Origin of the sequence: Rhizobium sp. YTU87027, assembly GCF_050644135.1 — a bacterium.
GTDB lineage: Bacteria > Pseudomonadota > Alphaproteobacteria > Rhizobiales > Rhizobiaceae > Rhizobium.
The window spans coordinates 1,513,755-1,531,088 of record NZ_CP098441.1 but is presented as its reverse complement, the minus strand read 5'-3'; the positions used below and the strand labels follow the sequence as shown (position 1 = coordinate 1,531,088).

18 protein-coding genes and 3 pseudogenes are annotated in these 17,334 nt (G+C 58.0%); 9 read left to right on the top strand and 12 right to left on the bottom strand.

Annotated elements, in window-relative coordinates; all coding sequences use genetic code 11:
* Positions 1 to 84 precede the first annotated feature (84 nt).
* Both NBG89_RS26180 and NBG89_RS26175 read right to left on the bottom strand, forming a co-directional pair.
* Positions 85 to 420 (bottom strand): DUF982 domain-containing protein, encoded by a 336-nt coding sequence (locus tag NBG89_RS26180; RefSeq protein ID WP_431323215.1) that lies wholly within the window; start codon positions 418 to 420, stop codon positions 85 to 87.
* A gap of 94 nt (positions 421 to 514) precedes the next feature.
* Positions 515 to 724, bottom strand: a complete 210-nt coding sequence (locus NBG89_RS26175) for a hypothetical protein (RefSeq protein WP_431323214.1) — start codon at positions 722 to 724, stop codon at positions 515 to 517.
* Positions 725 to 2,139: 1,415 nt separating this feature from the next.
* Here NBG89_RS26175 and NBG89_RS26170 point away from each other — a divergent pair.
* A complete protein-coding gene (locus tag NBG89_RS26170; RefSeq protein WP_431324559.1) occupies positions 2,140 to 2,322 on the top strand; it encodes a DUF3592 domain-containing protein in 183 nt (60 codons plus the stop codon).
* A gap of 118 nt (positions 2,323 to 2,440) precedes the next feature.
* On the opposite strand, the gene NBG89_RS26165 is transcribed toward NBG89_RS26170, so the two are convergent.
* The 5 genes from NBG89_RS26165 to NBG89_RS26145 form a co-directional block, all read right to left on the bottom strand.
* Positions 2,441 to 2,785, bottom strand: coding sequence for a hypothetical protein (locus tag NBG89_RS26165; RefSeq protein ID WP_431323213.1), 345 nt, complete (start codon positions 2,783 to 2,785; stop codon positions 2,441 to 2,443).
* A 49-nt stretch (positions 2,786 to 2,834) separates the two neighbouring features.
* A complete protein-coding gene (locus tag NBG89_RS26160) occupies positions 2,835 to 3,047 on the bottom strand; it encodes a hypothetical protein (RefSeq protein WP_431323212.1) in 213 nt (70 codons plus the stop codon).
* A 192-nt stretch (positions 3,048 to 3,239) separates the two neighbouring features.
* Positions 3,240 to 4,049 carry a hypothetical protein gene (locus NBG89_RS26155; RefSeq protein WP_431324558.1) on the bottom strand — a complete coding sequence of 270 codons (810 nt, stop codon included), beginning with the start codon at positions 4,047 to 4,049 and terminating at the stop codon, positions 3,240 to 3,242.
* A 426-nt stretch (positions 4,050 to 4,475) separates the two neighbouring features.
* The gene (locus tag NBG89_RS26150) at positions 4,476 to 4,688 is read right to left on the bottom strand and encodes a hypothetical protein (protein WP_431323211.1); all 213 of its coding nucleotides are present in this window, start codon (positions 4,686 to 4,688) and stop codon (positions 4,476 to 4,478) included.
* A gap of 922 nt (positions 4,689 to 5,610) precedes the next feature.
* A complete protein-coding gene (locus tag NBG89_RS26145) occupies positions 5,611 to 6,627 on the bottom strand; it encodes an AraC family transcriptional regulator ligand-binding domain-containing protein (protein WP_431323210.1) in 1,017 nt (338 codons plus the stop codon).
* 159 nt (positions 6,628 to 6,786) lie between these two features.
* On the opposite strand from NBG89_RS26145, the gene NBG89_RS26140 reads away from it, so the two are divergent.
* Entirely contained in the window at positions 6,787 to 7,458 is a 672-nt protein-coding gene (locus NBG89_RS26140; protein WP_431323209.1) for a glutathione S-transferase family protein, read from the top strand.
* A 507-nt stretch (positions 7,459 to 7,965) separates the two neighbouring features.
* Positions 7,966 to 9,165 carry an IS256 family transposase gene (locus tag NBG89_RS26135; protein ID WP_431320261.1) on the top strand — a complete coding sequence of 400 codons (1,200 nt, stop codon included), beginning with the start codon at positions 7,966 to 7,968 and terminating at the stop codon, positions 9,163 to 9,165.
* A 194-nt stretch (positions 9,166 to 9,359) separates the two neighbouring features.
* Here NBG89_RS26135 and NBG89_RS26130 read toward each other — a convergent pair whose 3' ends face one another.
* On the bottom strand, positions 9,360 to 10,046 hold the full coding sequence (locus NBG89_RS26130; RefSeq protein ID WP_431323208.1) for a GntR family transcriptional regulator: 687 nt from the start codon (positions 10,044 to 10,046) through the stop codon (positions 9,360 to 9,362).
* Positions 10,047 to 10,159: 113 nt separating this feature from the next.
* Between NBG89_RS26130 and NBG89_RS26125 the strand changes: the two genes are divergently transcribed.
* The 4 genes from NBG89_RS26125 (at position 10,160) to NBG89_RS26110 (ending at position 13,901) form a co-directional block, all read left to right on the top strand.
* Positions 10,160 to 11,083 carry a substrate-binding periplasmic protein gene (locus NBG89_RS26125; RefSeq protein ID WP_431323207.1) on the top strand — a complete coding sequence of 308 codons (924 nt, stop codon included), beginning with the start codon at positions 10,160 to 10,162 and terminating at the stop codon, positions 11,081 to 11,083.
* 16 nt (positions 11,084 to 11,099) lie between these two features.
* Positions 11,100 to 11,840, top strand: a complete 741-nt coding sequence (locus NBG89_RS26120; protein ID WP_431323206.1) for an amino acid ABC transporter permease — start codon at positions 11,100 to 11,102, stop codon at positions 11,838 to 11,840.
* Positions 11,841 to 11,844: 4 nt separating this feature from the next.
* Positions 11,845 to 12,645: an amino acid ABC transporter ATP-binding protein gene (locus NBG89_RS26115; protein ID WP_431323205.1), complete on the top strand. Its 801-nt coding sequence runs from the start codon at positions 11,845 to 11,847 to the stop codon at positions 12,643 to 12,645.
* 62 nt (positions 12,646 to 12,707) lie between these two features.
* Positions 12,708 to 13,901 carry an NAD(P)/FAD-dependent oxidoreductase gene (locus tag NBG89_RS26110; RefSeq protein ID WP_431324557.1) on the top strand — a complete coding sequence of 398 codons (1,194 nt, stop codon included), beginning with the start codon at positions 12,708 to 12,710 and terminating at the stop codon, positions 13,899 to 13,901.
* Positions 13,902 to 13,913: 12 nt separating this feature from the next.
* Here the strand turns inward: NBG89_RS26110 and NBG89_RS26105 are convergent.
* Positions 13,914 to 14,107: pseudogene (locus NBG89_RS26105) on the bottom strand (IS21 family transposase); the annotation flags it as partial.
* Between the two features lie 516 nt (positions 14,108 to 14,623).
* Here NBG89_RS26105 and NBG89_RS26100 point away from each other — a divergent pair.
* Together NBG89_RS26100 and NBG89_RS26095 are read left to right on the top strand one after the other, a co-directional pair.
* Entirely contained in the window at positions 14,624 to 14,881 is a 258-nt protein-coding gene (locus tag NBG89_RS26100) for a DUF982 domain-containing protein (protein ID WP_431324556.1), read from the top strand.
* 383 nt (positions 14,882 to 15,264) lie between these two features.
* Positions 15,265 to 15,366: pseudogene (locus NBG89_RS26095) on the top strand (LysR family transcriptional regulator); the annotation flags it as partial.
* Between the two features lie 137 nt (positions 15,367 to 15,503).
* On the opposite strand, the gene NBG89_RS26090 reads toward NBG89_RS26095, so the two are convergent.
* The 3 genes and pseudogenes from NBG89_RS26090 to gatC form a co-directional block, all read right to left on the bottom strand.
* Entirely contained in the window at positions 15,504 to 15,806 is a 303-nt protein-coding gene (locus NBG89_RS26090; protein ID WP_431323204.1) for a DUF982 domain-containing protein, read from the bottom strand.
* A 717-nt stretch (positions 15,807 to 16,523) separates the two neighbouring features.
* Positions 16,524 to 16,850, bottom strand: a pseudogene (locus tag NBG89_RS26085) (transposase); the annotation flags it as partial.
* 138 nt (positions 16,851 to 16,988) lie between these two features.
* Complete coding sequence (gatC, locus tag NBG89_RS26080) at positions 16,989 to 17,276, bottom strand: Asp-tRNA(Asn)/Glu-tRNA(Gln) amidotransferase subunit GatC (protein WP_431323203.1); 288 nt, start codon at positions 17,274 to 17,276, stop codon at positions 16,989 to 16,991.
* Between the last annotated feature and the right edge of the window lie 58 nt (positions 17,277 to 17,334).

The window sequence follows — 17,334 nt, the reverse complement described above, 5'->3', positions numbered from 1 at the left end:
GGACGTTGGAATAGGAAACGGCAGGAAAATGACAAGCCTGCCGTCTCTGCTCGCTCAACGTGGCGCGCTGATCTTTGTTTCTGCCTACCGCCGGTTCTTTTTCTTCGGCTTCTCCGTTTTCGGGGGAGGCTCGAAAAGCGCGGCGTTGGCGTTCAGGCTTATTCCAGCGTCTTCCGCAGCCATGATGAATGCGGCTCTCGCGGCCTCGGCATTGGTCTGTGTTTCCAATGCTCTCAGGCAGGCAACGACTGCGCCACGCCACGCGCCGCCCTTCTGCTTTTCCGGCCAGCGCGTCATCAAGGCGTCGCCCATAGCCGCAACCGACGTCAGCACGCGATAGACACCGGGCCGCACATCCAAGTCGATGCCGAGTGGCGGAATTGGCATTTCGGAGGGCTCTTCCATGAAGGCCTCACTCATGATGTCAAATCATCGTCGGTTCCGTATCCGGATCGATATCGAAAATGATATCAGCATCATCGTTCTTCTGTGAGCCAACCTTTCGGTCGATCCGCTATGCCTCGGGGTGTAATGCGTTGGCGAGCGCGATCGACAGGCTCTCATGGGTCCGAAAACCGGCTTCGATCAGGTCAATTGCCAATGCCACTACCGCCTGAGCGCATTCGCTTTCCGGGTCCATTCGATTTGCTTGGCACCAAGCATCGACGACGGCCGTGAGGACTTCAACCTCGCCGTTCTCCAGTGTGAATGTAGGGATTTGCATGTGCGTTCCTCCCATAATGGCAAGAGCGCGTAGGGGTCTCTCAATCGGACGGTGCCGTGCGTTGGTCCAACGCATCATTCTACGCCCTTTTCGCAAGACGTCGCTGAAAAAGAAAAAGGCCGGAACGAACACTCGTGCCCGGCCTTCCTCGATGCATCTCGACAACGACTGCCAGTACCTCCCGTGTCAGCGTTGGAAATGCAGTAGGGCCAAACTAACGCGCACCAGACTGGATTCAAGTTCAGCTTTTGGAGGAGCGGTATTTCAGCTCAGCAAGTGGCTTCCCGACGCAGGCGCGACATAGAGGGGGAACAACGTGTTATCGTGGGTGTTGAGGAAGTGGATCGCACGGGTGAGGGTTGTTTCTCCCCTCATGTCTTACGCTGACTAACTGTGTGATCCACGACGTTCCATTTCTCATGCGGAATCGGAGACCTTGTGTCGGCACCGGGATGGTCATGCGCATCGCGCCTCTCCTTGAAGAGGTTGCCGACAGCCGCATGATGTCGAGGCTTGTGGTTTGCGCTCCCCGCCCGAACTGGCAGACAGATGGCATCCCGCAGAGGCAGCGTCAAGACTGCCGCCATTGCATTTTCGAAAATCGGTGTCTCACTTGACCGATGGCAAAGTCTCCGCGCTCCAAGCCCCTCAAGTGTACGAGAGGCCTGCAAGCAAAACGAGCAAGCATGCTCGATATATGTTCAACTTGGTCATTTGGCCCTCGTGGCGACGTGCGACTGCATCATTTTGGAAACTCAAACGTTACGTCGATTACCCTCCATGCCTCGGCAGCCATGAAAATGGCGAGGCTCGTTGACGCGCCCGAAAAAGCGCCCCTGCGGCCGCTCTTCGTGTAACCCAGTCGTCACCTGTTACTTCCAAGTCTGGGATTCCTGTGACCGCGCCGCGCCGGCCCAGCTCGAAGTGGATTTTCACCTTCGCGCCATGGCTGGCTGGCACGTTCGGCCGCGACAATTTCCTGATGATGGCGTCTCGCACCGAGTCTTGATAGTTCTTCGGAGCCATGTTCGCTTGCCCATCGGCAAGCGCTGCATGGGCAGATAGCGCTGCAACGACTAGGACGGCAATCGACCGTAGTTGCATTATGCGTGTCCCTCGACTTTTGGGGGAGATATTCCCGATGTGCCTGTAACAGTCAATTAGCCAACGTGCTCGTCGAGAGATTTGCCGGAAGGCGAGGAACGTGGTTAGTCTACACCCCGATGATGTTGGCCAGTGTAGAGGGCTGGTCGGTGGCAATCGTTTGGGCTGGGATGAATGAGTGGCGAGTCCATCTGGAAATATATCTACTGGCTTAGCTTGTTGGCCTTTCCGGCGTTCGTGTTTTTCAACAGGAGAAGCGCACTCGCGGTTGGATAGAGGTGACCGCAAAAATTAGAAACTCCCGCTACCGCATGATGGGCGACACGTCCGTGCCATTCGTCGATGTAAGTTACGAGGTCGACGGCAAACAATTGACCGCCTCGAATTTGAACACCGACGGGATAAGTACCCGGGATTATCCAATCGGGGGCGCAATTCTCCTGCTAGTGAATCCAAACGATCCAAGCAAATGCGTCGTAAAGCTATATCCGTAAGACACAGTCGGCGAAAAGCGATGGCGTAATCACCGCGGCAGGTGCCTCACACTCAATGCTGCATCTCCCCGAGGATTTCCGATAGCTATGCCTACCGCCAGGCCGGTGCGCTCCGGCTTTAGGGAATCGGCCGGTAGGGGTTCGTCGCTCCGGGGCGATAGCGGTCGATAACCTTCTGCATTTTCTTGCGCGCCAGCTTTCGTTGCCAGTCGCTCGGCGGCTTTGCGGGATAACCGCCGATTTGTGATGGATATCCCGACGTGGCGCTTATCAGCATGTAAGTCACGTCTGGGCGGCCATGGGTCTCTTCTTCTTCGGCAATGAGATCAAGCAAGTCCTTGGCGCCACGCATACGCCAGATTCCGACTTCATCACCGAATTGCTCATACGTGACAGGACCGCCGTCCTTCGCCACGCGAATCAATGCATCCCTGATTTCATTTTTTCGATCGATGAATCTCACAGGCACGAGCGTTCCTCATCCAACAACGACAACTTCTGAGGGGCTGCTATCAGAGGCAGAAATCGCACAACGGATTTTCTGGGTCTGTTGCCTGCCAAGAGTGCATCGGATTGTTGCAGTGGAGACATCTTGTATCCATCGTCTGCATGTCCGCGATGCGCGCCGCTTCTCTGGCTCTCCCCGCCGCCGCAATTGAATTTCGAATGGCATCGTCGCGGCGCTTCATCTCGGCCGCGCGCTCCTCGTCGGTAAAACCGCTCATTGCTATCCCCTTGCCCTCACAACGGCCATGAGAGCGTCTATACTGCACGTTGTCGTCAAGGTCATGGAGATCGCCTAAAAGGCGTAGTGGCGCATTTTCGGACAGCGCTATCTTTCCGTTCCCTCGGCGCGGACCGCCGATCTTTGTCCCGGCCGGCAACGTGCGGATGCAATGAGCCTCTTGATCGTTCCGCTATTCGGTGGTGGTAACAGGCGCGTCAACGGGCACCGTCGGCTCTACCGGCGCCGTGGGCTCTTCTACTGGTGGTGTCGGCTCCTCGACTGGCGTGGCAGGCTCTTCTGCCGGTTCGGCAGGCTGCGAAGCGGCAAGATCATCGCGAATCTGATCGATCTTTCCGTCAGCATCACCAACTCCGAGGATTTCCTTGGCCTGCTCTAGGGCCGCCGGGCTGATGCTGCCTTTCTTCGTGGCGCTTGCCAATGCTTCTTCAAGTGCGGCATCGCCTAAGACCGGATCATCAGCCGCAGGGGTGGTGCCGTTGTCGAGCTCATATTGGGCGTACGCAAGAGCATAGGCCTGAATGGCGGCCATGCGGGGATCCGATGTATTCATCAGCGCCTTGTAGTTACGGTTGAGCGAGTTGAGACCGGCGAGCTGCGCGGTGGGGTTCTTCTCCTTCTCAACGGTCACTTTGGCGGTCTTGGAGGACTGCGACGATTTGTGGTTGGTCTGACCAGACTTTGATTTCGATCCGCTCGTGTCCCTAGAACCAGACTTCCCGTGGCCGGTGTTATTCTGGCTGCCACTGCTCTGGCCGCCGCCGTGATTTTCGCTGGTCCCATGGCCGCCGCCGCCGTTGCCGCCGCCGTGGCTTCCCCCGCCATTGCCGCCACCGTTCCCGCCGCCGTTACCCCCACCATTACCCCCGCCGTTCCCGCCGTTTTTCGCCAGCGCCACGCCATCAAACCCGACAAGAGCGACCGGTGAAACGGCAACAGCCAAGGATAGGGCGGCGAGAGATGCCAGTGTAGATAAGCGCATGGTTTCCTCCAAATCCAATTGGTTTATTGGCATGGAAGGTACATGTTGTGGATCTTCTGTCATCGGGCGGAAGTCCCGAAGAGATCAGACTTACGTCCTAGAGCTGCAAACAGCACTAATAGCCGGTTAACAAACCGATATACCTCATCGGGAGGAGGCGCTGCTTTTACCAAAACTGAAAGATCAATGCAAACAATGGGAGAGGCCTATACGGCAAAGGTTGTAAGACTTAGGTCCCTCTAGGTTGTTGGTCTATCCCTCGCTAGCGTCGCCTTGTTGGTCTGCCGAGGAATTTAAAGTCGCCTAAATCTCGGCAGCGGGCTGGGTAGCAGTAGAGGGGATGGTCGGATCTTCCGACTGTCTCCCGCCGATCAATCGGCTTCCGTCGTCTGGGGGAACTCCGTGCACTCGCCTGTACGGGATCCACTATGCCTCAGGATGTAATGCGTTGGCGAGCGCGATCGACAGGCTCTCACGCGTCCGGAAACCGGCCTCCATCAGGTCAAGCGCCGTCGCGGTCACCGCGCGGGCGCACTCGCTTTCCGGGTCCATCTGGTTGGTATGGCACCAGGCGCCGATGACGGACGTCAGGACTTCCACCTCCACGTTTTCCATTGTGATGAATGTGGGGAATTGCATGGTGCGTTCCTCCCAATAATGGCAAGAGCGCTGAGTGGTCTCTTAATCGGACCGTGCCTTGCATCTGGTCCAACGCCCACATTGTACGCTTTTTCGCAAGACGTCGCTGAAAAAGAAAAAGGCCGGAACGAACACTCGTGCCCGGCCTTCCTCGATGCATCTCGACAACGACTGCCAGTACCTCCCGTGTCAGCGTTGGAAATGCAGTAGGGCCAAACTAACGCGCACCGGAGCGGATTCAAGTTCGCTTTTGAAGGAGGGATGCAGTCCGCGCGGGAACTCATCGTTTCGACGAAAGTTCTTCCGGAAAAGGAGAACAGTTATGCCTTCTCGGACCGGCGACGTAACCTCGAAAACTGAAGAATTGCGCCCTCAAAAGACAGCTTCGTCTGCTCTTCCGGCGTTGACGCTGGAACAACAACGCCTGGTCGATGCGTACTGTTGTGGTCAAATCGAGGAACCGTTGTTTCAACGGCACCTTGCCAGCGATCCGGTCTTGGCGCGTTACGTTCGCATGAAGTGTCGCCCACCCCGGGAGGGATGGTTGCCACCCACCTCAGGAACGCCATTGAAAGGGAACGGGCACTGATAATGCCGCTGTCGTGAGGCGCGGTATGTCTTGGTTTATTGCGCCCCAATATCTCGACATGCTCAAATCTATATAAGTCCCAGCGCCGGCCCGCGTTTCTGTCCGGACAACACCGCTGACTTGGACGCTCGACGCGAGGGCAAGGCGTCGGGTCGCACCTACGGCTCCATCTGTCCTGTTTCCCACCATTGGCCCGAGGCTCCAGAAGACCGTCTGGTCATCTCGGCTGCGCGACGAGGATCGGAGCGGAAACGTTCCGACGAGACGGCAAGTGGCCAATGTGGCTGGTCGTATCGAGGCTGACCGGCCTTAGCCAACTGCGGAGACACCCCATCATCGCCGAGCAGGGACCTGGCTAACCTTTCTCCATTTCGCTGGAGTGCTTCCCGTCCAAGTATTGAAAGCGCGGTAGAATGAGTTCGTATCCTCATATCCGGTGAGAACGGCGATCTCCTGGACATCCGCGAGTGGATCTTCCAGCAGCCGGAAGGCCATTTCCTGTCGTGCCTCATTCAGTAGTGCGCGGAAGGATTTTCCCTCAGCGGCGATGTGGCGCTGCAGACTGCGATCGCTGAGACCAAGCTGCCGGCTGACAGCGGCGACGCCTGGTGTACCACCAGACATGCTGCGTTTAATGACGGCTTTGACCTGCGCCGTAAGCGAGCTTGCACCCTCAAGATCGCGCAGCGCTTGGCCTATAGCGGGCGCAAGCATGTCGAGAAGATCCGGGTTATATGAGATGAAGGGCCGGTCGAGGTCGGCCGACTTCAAGGTGATCCTGTTTTTGTCGGCATTGGTTCGAACCGGGCAGCCGTAATAGGCCATGTGGTCCTGACTGATCGGCCCCGCGCGTGCCAATTCGACTTCCACTGGCACGAGAGGCTGCCCGGTACCGCGCCGACCCAGTTCGATCAGCATCGCAAACGTCGCATCGACCGACAAAGCCGGCTCTGGCGCCGTGCCCGATGGCCATCTGATCGTGATGGACATGAGGCCGTCGCGTTCTTCGCATTCAAGGTTGTCGGGACTGCACAGGAGCTTGAACCGTGCGAAGCGCGCCAGCCCGTCGCGGTAATCGCGGGCATAGGCGGCGGCGAGAAAAGCAACCTTATGTGTTGCGGTATTGGTGTCGCGCACCATCCTGAGCGCGATACCCGGATCGCCCAACATTTCGATCGCGCACCAAATGTCAAAAAACTGCGCTATGCTGATATGTGCGGTGGAGTCCTTATGCAGACCGGCGGGAAGTCTGGCCTGCCTGAGAACTTCCGATGCAGCTAGTCCTTGCGACTCGACCGCCCTCCAGAACGCCTCGGGTATTTTGCATACATCGGTTCGCGACGGCGCCATGGTCCGGGTTCTCTCCCTATGTCGACAATGCCCTTCGCATATTGGCGGAGCTTGCGAGTTTTTTGGCGCATGTTGCCGATGAATTCAACTCCGTGAAGCCGCATCTTGTCGGCAAGGCAGCAGAGGCGCCGACAATTTTTCGAACGATGGAGAAAGCCCATGTCCCTTACCTTTTTCACCAACCCGAACTCCCGTGGTCGTATCGTGCAGTGGATGCTTGAGGAGGTCGGATGCGACTACGAGACGATAGTGCTCGAATATCAGCGTTCCAGTGCGTCGGATGCGTGGGGCGGTGCGGCGCTCGAACGTCCAGCTGATCCACTGGATGAGCGCCACCGTTTCTTCACAGAGATTAATCCCATGGGAAAGGTGCCCGCGATCGTTCATGATGGTCGGGTGGTGACCGAGAGCGCGGCAATTTGCGCCTATCTGGCAGATGTCTTCCCCGCGGCGGGCCTTGCTCCCGGCAGCGGCGATCGCGCCGCCTATTATCGCTGGCTCTTTTTCGCAGCCGGACCGCTGGAGCAGACGGTGACCAACCATCGTGCGGGATTTGTTCCGAAGCCTGAGCAGGAGTTCTTCTTTGGTTACGGCAGTTACGACCGCACTGTGGACCAACTTGAGCAAGCGATAGCGGCCGGACCCTATATTGCCGGTGCGAAGTTCACCGCGGCCGATGTCTATGTCGGTTCACACATCGGCTGGGGTCTCGGGCTTGAAACGCTGCCAAAACGTCCGGCTTTCCTCGACTATATCGGCAGGTTGAGCCAACGCGAAGCGTTCAGATCGGCGATCGCGAAGGGGGACGCATTACTGACCAGACGTCAGTGATTGGCCCAAATCATCAGCAGCGCCATATAATCGCAGTGATCGCCAGGTGTCGATTGTAAGCGCCGGAATCACCCACGATACCGCAGACGACTGACGGGCTTTGCTCCGCATTATTCCCGACAAACCTCTGCTGGTCGTTTGACCAGCAGAGGAGCCTGCACATACTCAATAACAAGATCTACTCGTTGATAGTGCTGGGTCGTGGCGAAGCGGCTGGGGATTGCTTCCCAAGCTTGACGAACCGGGGATCTCTCAAAGAGATAAATCGTTGACGCCGGGCTTCATGGTGCATGGCTTCTTTTCGTCGAACAGAATTTCCTCGGTTAATCCTTCGCCGCAGCCCAAACTCGGTCGTGTCCCTGGGAGAGGTGTAACTCGGCGGTAGCGAAGCCGCTCGCGAGCGCGCCCTCAACAGCGCTGTAGCGAGTGAGCGGCTTTGCGGGTGGTCATCAATGTTTTTCCGGTAGGGTCGGGTTGTTCAAGACCAACCTGATGGAAAGAGCACTGATGACCGATGACATGATGAACCTGCGCTCGCTCGTTGAGAAGAGTGCCGATGCGGATTTGTTGCGTGAGATGATCGGCTTTGCGGCCGAGAAGCTGATGGAGCTGGAGGTCGGCGCCAAGACCGGCGCGGCCTATGGCGAGAAGAATGCATTGCGGCTTGCTCAACGTAACGGCTACCGTGAGCGGGATTGGGAAACGCGGGCCGGAACGGTGGAACTGCGTATCCCCAAGCTCCGGACCGGCAGCTATTTCCCGAGCTTCCTGGAGCCGCGCCGCATGGCCGAGAAGGCTTTGACCGCCGTCATTCAAGAAGCTTACATCCAAGGTGTCTCGACCCGCTCTGTCGACGACCTGGTCAAGGCGATGGGGATGTCGGGCATCTCCAAGAGCCAGGTTTCCCGCCTGTGCGAGGAGATCGACGATAAGGTCAAGGCGTTCCTGGCCCGGCCGATCGAAGGCGATTGGCCATACCTCTGGATCGATGCCACCTATCTGAAGGTCCGGCGCGGCGGGCGCATCGTTTCCGTCGCCGTCATCATTGCGGTCGGCGCCAACACCGATGGGCGGCGCGAGGTGCTCGGCATGGAGATCGGCACATCGGAAGCCGAGCCGATCTGGACCGAGTTCCTGCGCAAGCTGACCAGGCGCGGCTTGAGCGGCGTCAAGCTCGTCGTCTCCGATGCCCATGAAGGCATCAAGGCTGCCGTTTCCAAAGTCCTCTCGGCCACCTGGCAGCGCTGCCGGGTCCACTTCATGAGAAACGCGCTCGCCCACGCCGGAAAGAGTGGTCGACGGGTGGTGTCCGCCTTCATCGCCACCGCCTTTGCCCAGGATACGCCTGAGGCCGCAAGCACCCAGTGGCGTAGCGTTGCCGATCAAATTCGCCCGAAAGTGCCAAAGCTCGCAAATCTCATGGACAATGCCGAGGAAGATGTGCTCGCCTACATGACCTTTCCCAGGCAGCATTGGACCAAGCTGCATTCGACAAATCCCATCGAGCGCCTCAACGGCGAGATCAAGCGCCGCACCGACGTCGTCGGCATCTTCCCCAACGACGATGCCATCGTCCGGTTGGTCGGGGCACTCCTGCTCGAACAGAATGACGAATGGGCCGTTCAACGATCCCGCTACATGACCCTTGAGACCATCGCACAAATGAGCGATGATCCCATCATCAGCCTGCCCGCTGCGGCGCGCTGACCCATTCCCGGCCCAGCCGGAAGGCACGGCGATCAACAAGCCGAGCTACACCACTCCAAAAGACGCGATCCCAAACTCAAACACCCTGTAATTGGATCGTTGGTGAAATCTCATATTCAGTCAACATTCGATCGAGGCGGTCGATACCAGTTTGGGAATCGACAGCTCTGCCGTTTGAACCGCTTCAAGGCGCGTCAGATGACCTTGCGTACTTCCTGTTCGAAACTGAGGACATGATGCAACGCAATGCGTTCGGCGGTATCGGCATCACCGCGACACACGGCTTCGAGCATCAGTATTTGTTCCTGCACGACTTTATCGAGTTCAGGCGATAACTCCGGAAACCGCCGCATGGCGACATGAAGGATCCGAAGAGAGAGATTATGGTAATGATCGAGGGTGTCGAACAGATATCGGTTCTTGGCACATCGATAGATAAAGCGATGAATTCGCCGATCGAGTGCAAGCAGCGCATCGATCTCCGAAGGAAGGGAAAGCGCCTTTAGCGCTTCTATTAGTTTACCGGCTTCGCGCCGTTCAGGCTCACGCAATCGTTCCGCCGCCAGTCGCGTCGCCCAGGATTCGATGCGCGCTCTTGCCTCGTAGATCGCCGTCAGGTCGCTTATGTCGATCCTGCTGACGAAAGTACCTCGGCGCGCGTTGACATCAACAAAGCCATCGCGCTGCAGTCGCAGGAATGCCTCCCGCACCGGAGTGCGGCCGACATCAAGGCGGCGCATCACATCATTCTCGCGCAGGATGGTGCCAGGTGCCAGGTGCACGGTGATGATGTCCTCGCGCAGCTGCAAATAGGTGCGCTCCGCCAACGTCAATGTGGCTTCCGGATCGTCGAGCATTTCTTCCGACATCCAAGTGTCCATCCACGTCTTCTCCATCCTGAGGGCGATCCGATCGCGCTTTATACGGAATCACTTGACAATGCACCTGGATAATATACCGTCTAATATATTACAGATATATAAGGAGGGTGAACATGAATAGCAACGATATTTGCCCGCATACGCGACGCAAACATGCTGTGACGGCAATCCTAAGCTTTGGGCTTGCGCTGATTTCTGTACCCGTGATGGCGCAAGCTGCAGACCTCGAAACGCTAAAGCCGGGTGTGCTTCAGGTGGTTATCGAGCCGTATATGCCTTACACGGCATTGAAAGATGACAAGCAGGTCGGGCTGGATAGCGACATTCTCGATGCGATCGCCAAGAAGCTTGGCCTGAAGATCGAGACGACGGTCACAGATTTCCCTGGCATGCTTGCCGCCGTGCAGTCGCAACGCGCAGACATCACGATCGGCGGCATCGCCTGGTCCGATGCGCGTCAGAAGGTGGGCTTGTTCACAGATCCACCCTACTATTCGCCGCCGGCCATGGCCGTGCACGGTGACGCTACCTACCCCAATGTTCAGAGCCTTGAGGGCAAAGCACTCGGCACCGTGACCGGATATGTCTGGGCCAAATCCATTGCTGAAGTCCCGAAGGCCGACGCTCATACCTACCCGACGGCCGACAGCGTTTTCTCGGATCTTTCATCGGGAAGAATCGATGTCGGCTTTCTCGATCCGCTGCTGATTATTTATCAGCAACAGCAACGACCCGACATGAAGTTTCGGGTTGCCTATCTCAATCCACCGACCGCAGAGCAGGTCGCCGCGCATCCCGACTATAAGTATTTCCAGCCCTATATGACTGGCTTCTATCTGCCCAAACAGTCTCCGAAGCTTACCCAGGCGATCTCCGATCAGATCGATCAGATGTACAAGGACGGGTCGCTCGCCGCGCTGGTAACGAAATGGGGTGGCGATCCCAAGCAGTTCCTGATCCCGTCGCCAGATATGGCAGCCCAGCGTCGCGGCGTGGATCGCCCGAAGACATGGTCACCACCATCCATCACCGATTGAGTGCGGGAGAACGGACATGAGCTATTGGCAATCTTTTGCTCAATTGTTCCAAGTTCCCTGGGGCGACTATGCCGGTAATCTTGGCGGGGGTCTTTTGCGGACCCTTGCCTATACCTTGTGTAGTTTTGTTGGGGCCGCGATCCTGGGCCTGGTGCTTGCCTTGATGCGCCTTAACCGGTGGCGCATCATCCGCTTAGCGGCAGCTATCTACACGGAAGTCTTCAAGAATGTACCATTGCTTGCCATCATCTTCGTCACCTACTTTGGCTTGCCTTCCATAGGAATAAGGTTCAGCGTCTTCGTCGCGGGCGTGTTGAGCCTCGTGCTATTCTACGCTGCCTATCTGTCTGAGATATTTCGCGCCGCCATAGCCGGCATTCACGCCGGGCAGAACGAGGCCGCGCAAGCATTGGGTCTTGGACGCGCCACGACATTTGGTCACGTGATCCTGCCCCAGGCGCTCCGGCTTGCGCTGCCAGGTACCAATACGATGTTCGTGGACTTGTTGAAGTCGACGTCACTGCTGGTGACCATCTCGGCAGCGGAACTAATGACCCGGGCTCAGTTGATCGCGTCCGAGACATTTCGGTCGCTGGAGGTCTATTTGGTGATCGCGGCAGTTTACTTTGCTGTCTGTTATCCCATGTCGCAATGCCTGCTCTGGCTTGAGCGCACCATTCAGGCGGGCATACCCTTGTCGCCTGGCCGGCGGCGACGTCTCGGGCTGGCAAGAGCCTTGATTCAAGCAGGGAGCTAGAGGAATGGCTCACGTAACGATCGAAACAACCGGCGCTGCCGTTTCTTCCGCTAAAGCCTCGGCGATCAAGATCAGGGGACTTCGAAAATCCTTCGACGGAAGATTGGTGCTCGATGGGGTAGACCTTGATGTCCCACGCGGTCGCATCATCAGCATCATCGGGCAGAGCGGAGGCGGCAAGACAACCCTGATGCGCTGTGTGAATTTGCTGGAGCAGCCCGACGATGGCGCGATCGAAATAAACGGCGAAACGATCTTTTCGAGGGGAGCGGTGACCTGCAAAGACCTCGCCAGGCTGCGCCAGCGCGTTGGTATGGTGTTCCAGCGCTTCAATCTGTTTCCGCATCTGACCGCCGTGGAAAATGTCGTCCTGGCGCAGATGCACGCTGCTGCCGTCGGCGAGCGTGAAGCGATAGAGCGGGCCGTGCGATTGCTGACCCGGGTCGGTCTTCTACACCGTGCGCTGGCCTATCCGGAGCAAATGTCAGGCGGAGAGCAACAGCGTGTTGCAATCGCGCGGGCTCTGGCTCTTTCGCCAACCGTACTCCTGTTTGACGAGCCGACCTCCGCACTCGATCCGGAATCGACGGGCGAAGTGCTGCGCGTGATGCGCGAGCTTGCAAGCGACGGGATGACGATGATCATTGTCACCCATGAACTGCCGTTTGCCCGGGAAGTATCGGATTGGGTCGTCTTTATCGATGGCGGTCGGATTATTGAGCAGGGCCCGGCTTCAGTCGTGCTTGACAACCCCAGCGAGCCTCGAACCGTTTCTTATGTAGCAAGATACGCAAAACCGGGCTGAACGCGAGCTTTAGGGCAGTGAGCTGCAGCACCGACTGCCTTCCTCCTGGAACGATGGAAAAGATGCGCGGGATTTCGACGGATATTGCCGTTGTGGGTGGCGGCGTCATTGGCCTGGCGATCGCCCTTCGGCTTCGTGCCGATGGGCGTGAGGTGGTCGTCATAGAGCCAAACGAGCCGGGTTCGGGCGCTTCCTACGGGAATGCTGGAACCGTTGCGAACTATGCAGTCATACCGGTCGGCACTCCATCAGTGCTTCGAAATTTTCTGTCGCTGCTCCTTGATTCAAGCAGTCCCCTGGCAGTCAGGACCTCAGCTCTGCCCACATTGTTTCCGTGGCTGGCCCGCTTTGCCTATGAATCCCTCCCACATCGCTATCGCCAAAATGCCAGCCGGATCGCCGAACTCGTTTCGGACGCTGCATCAGCCTGGACGGAATTCGCCTCGGAGATAGGCGCTTCAAGCTTTCTGTCGGCAAAGGGTTGCCTCTACCTTTACGAAACGCGCAAGGCGTTCCAGGCAGCTGGCGCGGACATAGAGTTGCGCCGCAATCATGGTGTTTCGCAACAACTCCTTTCGGCTGGCGATGTAGCAAAGCTTGAGCCGCGCCTTACTGGATTTGAGGGTGGCCTCTTCTTTCCCGAAGCCATCAACCTCAGTGATCCGGGCGAGGTGATGCGCCTCCTGGCCTCGGGCGTGAAGCGGGCAGGTGCAGAATTCGTTCAGGCATCCGTCAAAAGCATTGTCCGTGAACGGAGTGGCTTGCACATCGCAGCCTCACCTTATGACGTTCGTGCTCGCACGGTTGTCATTGCTGCCGGCGCCCATTCAAGACAGCTCGCTGCATCACTTGGTGATGAGGTTCAACTTGATACCGAGCGCGGCTACCATATCGAGTACGACATGACGGCACTGCCGGTCGAGCGGCCGGTTTGTCCGACCGCGCATGGATTTTACTTCTGTCCGATGCGGGGGCGGCTACGGGTTGCCGGTCTGGTAGAGCTTGGTGGATTGACGGCTCCGGCGAACTCGCAGCTGACGGAAGCACTGGCGAGGAATGCGCGCAGAGTCTTTCCTGAACTTGGGGCGCCAAGCCGCTCATGGCTCGGGTTTCGGCCCTCAATGCCCAATTCCGTGCCGGTTATCAGACCTTCGAAAGCGGGGAGGGACGTTATTCTTGCCTTCGGGCATGGGCATATCGGGCTGACGCTTGCTCCGCGCACGGCCCGGTTGGTGAGCGCGATGCTGGCCACCTGAATGCCTGTGCAACGGGTACCGCCCACCCTCACGAAGATATCGGCGGACTGTCTGTGTTGCGAGCACATCCAAACTCCTTCGATGGGCGCTTGGCACCCCAACGAGGCTCATGCTGCCGCAACGTTGCCACCACCTCATGCCTGAGGCATATCTTCGCCCTGCATCGTTCCCGACAGTGCAGGATGCGCCGAAATCGCGCTCGTCATCAATCTCTCCCCGTTGCGACACGGGGGGCCAGTTCGTCATTTCGCTAGGGGGCGCTTTCTCAGCTAGCCTGACAGCCGGCAGCGCCGGCGTCATCTCGGGGGCGGCTCCGGTAGGGGGCGAAATGACACCGTAAGGGAAATCCTGTTGTATCGCAGCAGGAAGGGCAGAAATTTGAGAAAACTGAAAATTGAGATCTTCAGCCCTCCCTGCGTACGCGCCTAACTTGCTGGATCGCTGCGGTTCGTGGTGGTCTACCTCGCCGAAGATCGTCGACTGTTAAGGCGGTGAACTCACCCCGCGCCTCCGCTGTGGACCCGGTGTGTATTGAGGGAATCAGGCGGCAATCTGTTCGCTTGGATCGTCAATTGACGTGGACCACGTGGCGGGTTGGAACTCTTGAAACCCGCTCTGTCTGCGCTGATATTTTCTTCACTTCTTTTTCATCCGGCTTGAATGCGAAAGGAGGACATCATGCTCAACCCGGAATTGGTTTGGATGACCCCGTCACCGTTCACATGAAGGACGGGGCGTCCCAGCTCTTCGCTTCTGTCAACGACGTACTCGATTTCCTCGAAGGGGATTGGGCCATCTATCGCGGCAGAAAATACAATCGGGCGGTTCAAACGTGCCGCCGTGCTCTAAACCGAGTGACGCCAGTCGCCATCGCGCGCGAAGCGTTTATTGACGCCTGCCGAGACGCGGGCATGTCGACAGGCGCGGATGGACCGCCTGGGGCAAAGACAGGTACCGGCGGTCAACGCTCGCTTACCTAGAATGGCTGGGCCGGGGCACTTCTTAGTGCCCCAGCCTTTCGAGCATTCGCTGCGGCGCACCGGAGCAATTCGCCATCCCCCATCCCCCTTAAAGCGTTCTGATAGAGCCGCCAGACGCGATGTCCGGGCATTTCGATTGATCATGTCAGGCCCATGTTCGCCTTTACGGCCCCTGGGACGCCATGCGGGCGGAGGGTGCGGGGCGTAGATCTCGTCATTCATGGCTGGCTGCCCCATCACGAAAACAATCGGGCTCTTGAAGATCAGTTTCCGCAAAATTACGTCCTTTCGACGCCGCCCTCGACGGGCACGGCCTTACCTGCCTGCCGTGCGACCACCTGGGTCCGCTCGTGAGAAAGGACGGTTCATCCAGGTGCTAAAGGGACTGGTGTCCCTCGTTTCCTGGATATCACCCCAACTATCCGAGCCGCCGCGTGGCATCGCCTGCCTTCGTGCTGCTGGTTGATGCCCTGCGCTATCGATGACTTCCATGGGAGGAAAGCGGATACGGAGGCAGGCTCACTGCCGCCCGCCAGCCTACCTTGAGAACCAGGCAACAAGCGCTGCTTACCGCGCTAACTAGAGAGGCCGCGAGCGCGGCCCCCCACTCTCGAAAGCCGGTTTACGGGTGTACTCGACCGCCGCCCGGTTTGGCCTTGATCATCCACGGCAAGACCGCGGGAGCCTTGACAAGGATGCCCTTCTTTTGCGCAAAGGAGCGGAGCGCATCGCGCGCCACCTGAACTGGCTTGTGGCCGTCATGTGCCAGGTAGCACGTTTTCAGGGTCGCGTGGTGGATGATATCGCGATCTCCTTTGGACCACTCCTCAAGAAAATCGATCGCGTCTTCCAGGTTCGTGATTTCGAGGATCAGATCCTTCCTTTCACGCAGGTAAACTGGTCGGTCAAACATCTTCGTGTGCATTTCTACCTCACTGAATTCGTTGGTTTTCAACAAGGAAAGCGCTTTTGGATGGCGCCCGTCGAAGATTTATTTCCGCGGCTTGGTGAGTTCAAGGGGTGGAGCGTGCATTATGCATCCACGCTTCCATGCAAACTCAAAGGTCCGGGGCGGAACGCGGGTTCGAGAGCATGGCCGCGCTCTTTCGAACTGACCGGTGAGTTGGAAGAGGGCCGGCTCATCGCCGAAGCGGCCGACGAAAACCCTTAGCGAGCGACGATGTTAAAGGCATGGAACGAGATTACGCTTCAGCGTGTCCAACACTGGAACGAATCCGGCCTTCCGGGTGACAAGAGCTCGCTTCGCTGCCGGCGAGCGGCTCCGGTCAGGGCGGCCCATCCGGTGACCGTCATGAGTGCGAGGAATCATAGGCCAGCTCACCGAGTTTATCCGGCGGCGGCTGGTTCACGCCCTTTTGCCGCGATCCGATTGCATGCCGAATGTTTCACTCTCGTCGGCGGATTGGCAACCGCATGTCCCATTTTCGTCGCGGGCCTTCCTCCAAGGCTGTGTTCCGCCACGTTTCGCCTACGCTTAGATCCTCGGTCTGTCGAGGCAGTCGATCACAATCGCCTTAGTCGTGGTGGCCGCAGCCCGCGGAGATAATCGGCTCTTGAAGATCGTATTTCGCAAAATTACATCGTTTCGCGCAGCGTGCACAGCCCGCGAGAACACCGTCGATCAAGCTTCATTCGTGGAGGCTGTCATGTTCTGCGCTGCGGCTGCCAGCAGGCACTGGCATGCGACGCGGGTTTGACTTCGGGAGCGGGCACAGCGATGACCGTGAAGCTGCTTGGCGTCGGCAAACGAGCGCTCGACCGTCTCCTTGCGGCGTTTGTAGATCGCCTTGCCCCAGGACGTCAGGCGGTTGGCATCGGTGCGCTCGCGGGCACCGGCCCAGACATGACGCGTGACGGTGCGGGTCGCAGCGGCGTTTGATGTGCACGCGGCCAACAACGGGCGGTCGCGGCAGATCGCCGGGCGATAGTGGCGATAGCCGGTGCAATCGGAATAGCTGGCCGGCTTCGTTTCGGAACAGCGGCCGACTTCACCAGAATGCGCAAAGACGCGCCACGCAAAGGGGCGCATCGCGTTTGGCGGCGATCGCCGGCCGTGAAATGCTTCAAGGCCCGAGGCTGTCTGTGCTTACTCGAGAATATTGGGGACCAGGAAGAAGTTGCGCTCACTGAGAGGTGCATTCGCCACGATCTCTTCGGCATGATTGCCTTCGGTCACGACGTCCTGGCGCATTTTCATGGTTGTTGGCACAACCGAGGTCATCGGAGGAATGCCTTCGACATCAACCTCCAAAAGTTGCTCGATGAAGGTCAGAATTTCGTTCAGCTCGCCACACATTGTTTCAGCCTCGTCTTCGCTGAGTGCGAGATGGGGAAGGCGGGCGATAAGTCTAATGGTCGCGATATCTATCGACATAGGCCGCGTCCGATTGATGGCTTCGGTCGCTTGCGCAGAATTTTGCTGATCTGAGCCT

Excerpts from the sequence above, each read along its gene's own strand:
- NBG89_RS26100 (WP_431324556.1), top strand. The coding sequence starts at position 14,624 with ATGAAGGACGGGGCGTCCCAGCTCTTCGCTTCTGTCAACGACGTACTC.
- NBG89_RS26175 (WP_431323214.1), bottom strand. The coding sequence starts at position 724 with ATGCAAATCCCTACATTCACACTGGAGAACGGCGAGGTTGAAGTCCTC.
- NBG89_RS26180 (WP_431323215.1), bottom strand. The coding sequence starts at position 420 with ATGAGTGAGGCCTTCATGGAAGAGCCCTCCGAAATGCCAATTCCGCCA.
- gatC (WP_431323203.1), bottom strand. The coding sequence starts at position 17,276 with ATGTCGATAGATATCGCGACCATTAGACTTATCGCCCGCCTTCCCCAT.
- NBG89_RS26120 (WP_431323206.1), top strand. The coding sequence starts at position 11,100 with ATGAGCTATTGGCAATCTTTTGCTCAATTGTTCCAAGTTCCCTGGGGC.
- NBG89_RS26110 (WP_431324557.1), top strand. The coding sequence starts at position 12,708 with ATGCGCGGGATTTCGACGGATATTGCCGTTGTGGGTGGCGGCGTCATT.
- NBG89_RS26090 (WP_431323204.1), bottom strand. The coding sequence starts at position 15,806 with ATGCACACGAAGATGTTTGACCGACCAGTTTACCTGCGTGAAAGGAAG.
- NBG89_RS26170 (WP_431324559.1), top strand. The coding sequence starts at position 2,140 with ATGATGGGCGACACGTCCGTGCCATTCGTCGATGTAAGTTACGAGGTC.
- NBG89_RS26115 (WP_431323205.1), top strand. The coding sequence starts at position 11,845 with ATGGCTCACGTAACGATCGAAACAACCGGCGCTGCCGTTTCTTCCGCT.
- NBG89_RS26130 (WP_431323208.1), bottom strand. The coding sequence starts at position 10,046 with ATGGACACTTGGATGTCGGAAGAAATGCTCGACGATCCGGAAGCCACA.
- NBG89_RS26150 (WP_431323211.1), bottom strand. The coding sequence starts at position 4,688 with ATGCAATTCCCCACATTCATCACAATGGAAAACGTGGAGGTGGAAGTC.
- NBG89_RS26155 (WP_431324558.1), bottom strand. The coding sequence starts at position 4,049 with ATGCGCTTATCTACACTGGCATCTCTCGCCGCCCTATCCTTGGCTGTT.
- NBG89_RS26145 (WP_431323210.1), bottom strand. The coding sequence starts at position 6,627 with ATGGCGCCGTCGCGAACCGATGTATGCAAAATACCCGAGGCGTTCTGG.
- NBG89_RS26160 (WP_431323212.1), bottom strand. The coding sequence starts at position 3,047 with ATGAGCGGTTTTACCGACGAGGAGCGCGCGGCCGAGATGAAGCGCCGC.
- NBG89_RS26125 (WP_431323207.1), top strand. The coding sequence starts at position 10,160 with ATGAATAGCAACGATATTTGCCCGCATACGCGACGCAAACATGCTGTG.
- NBG89_RS26140 (WP_431323209.1), top strand. The coding sequence starts at position 6,787 with ATGTCCCTTACCTTTTTCACCAACCCGAACTCCCGTGGTCGTATCGTG.
- NBG89_RS26135 (WP_431320261.1), top strand. The coding sequence starts at position 7,966 with ATGACCGATGACATGATGAACCTGCGCTCGCTCGTTGAGAAGAGTGCC.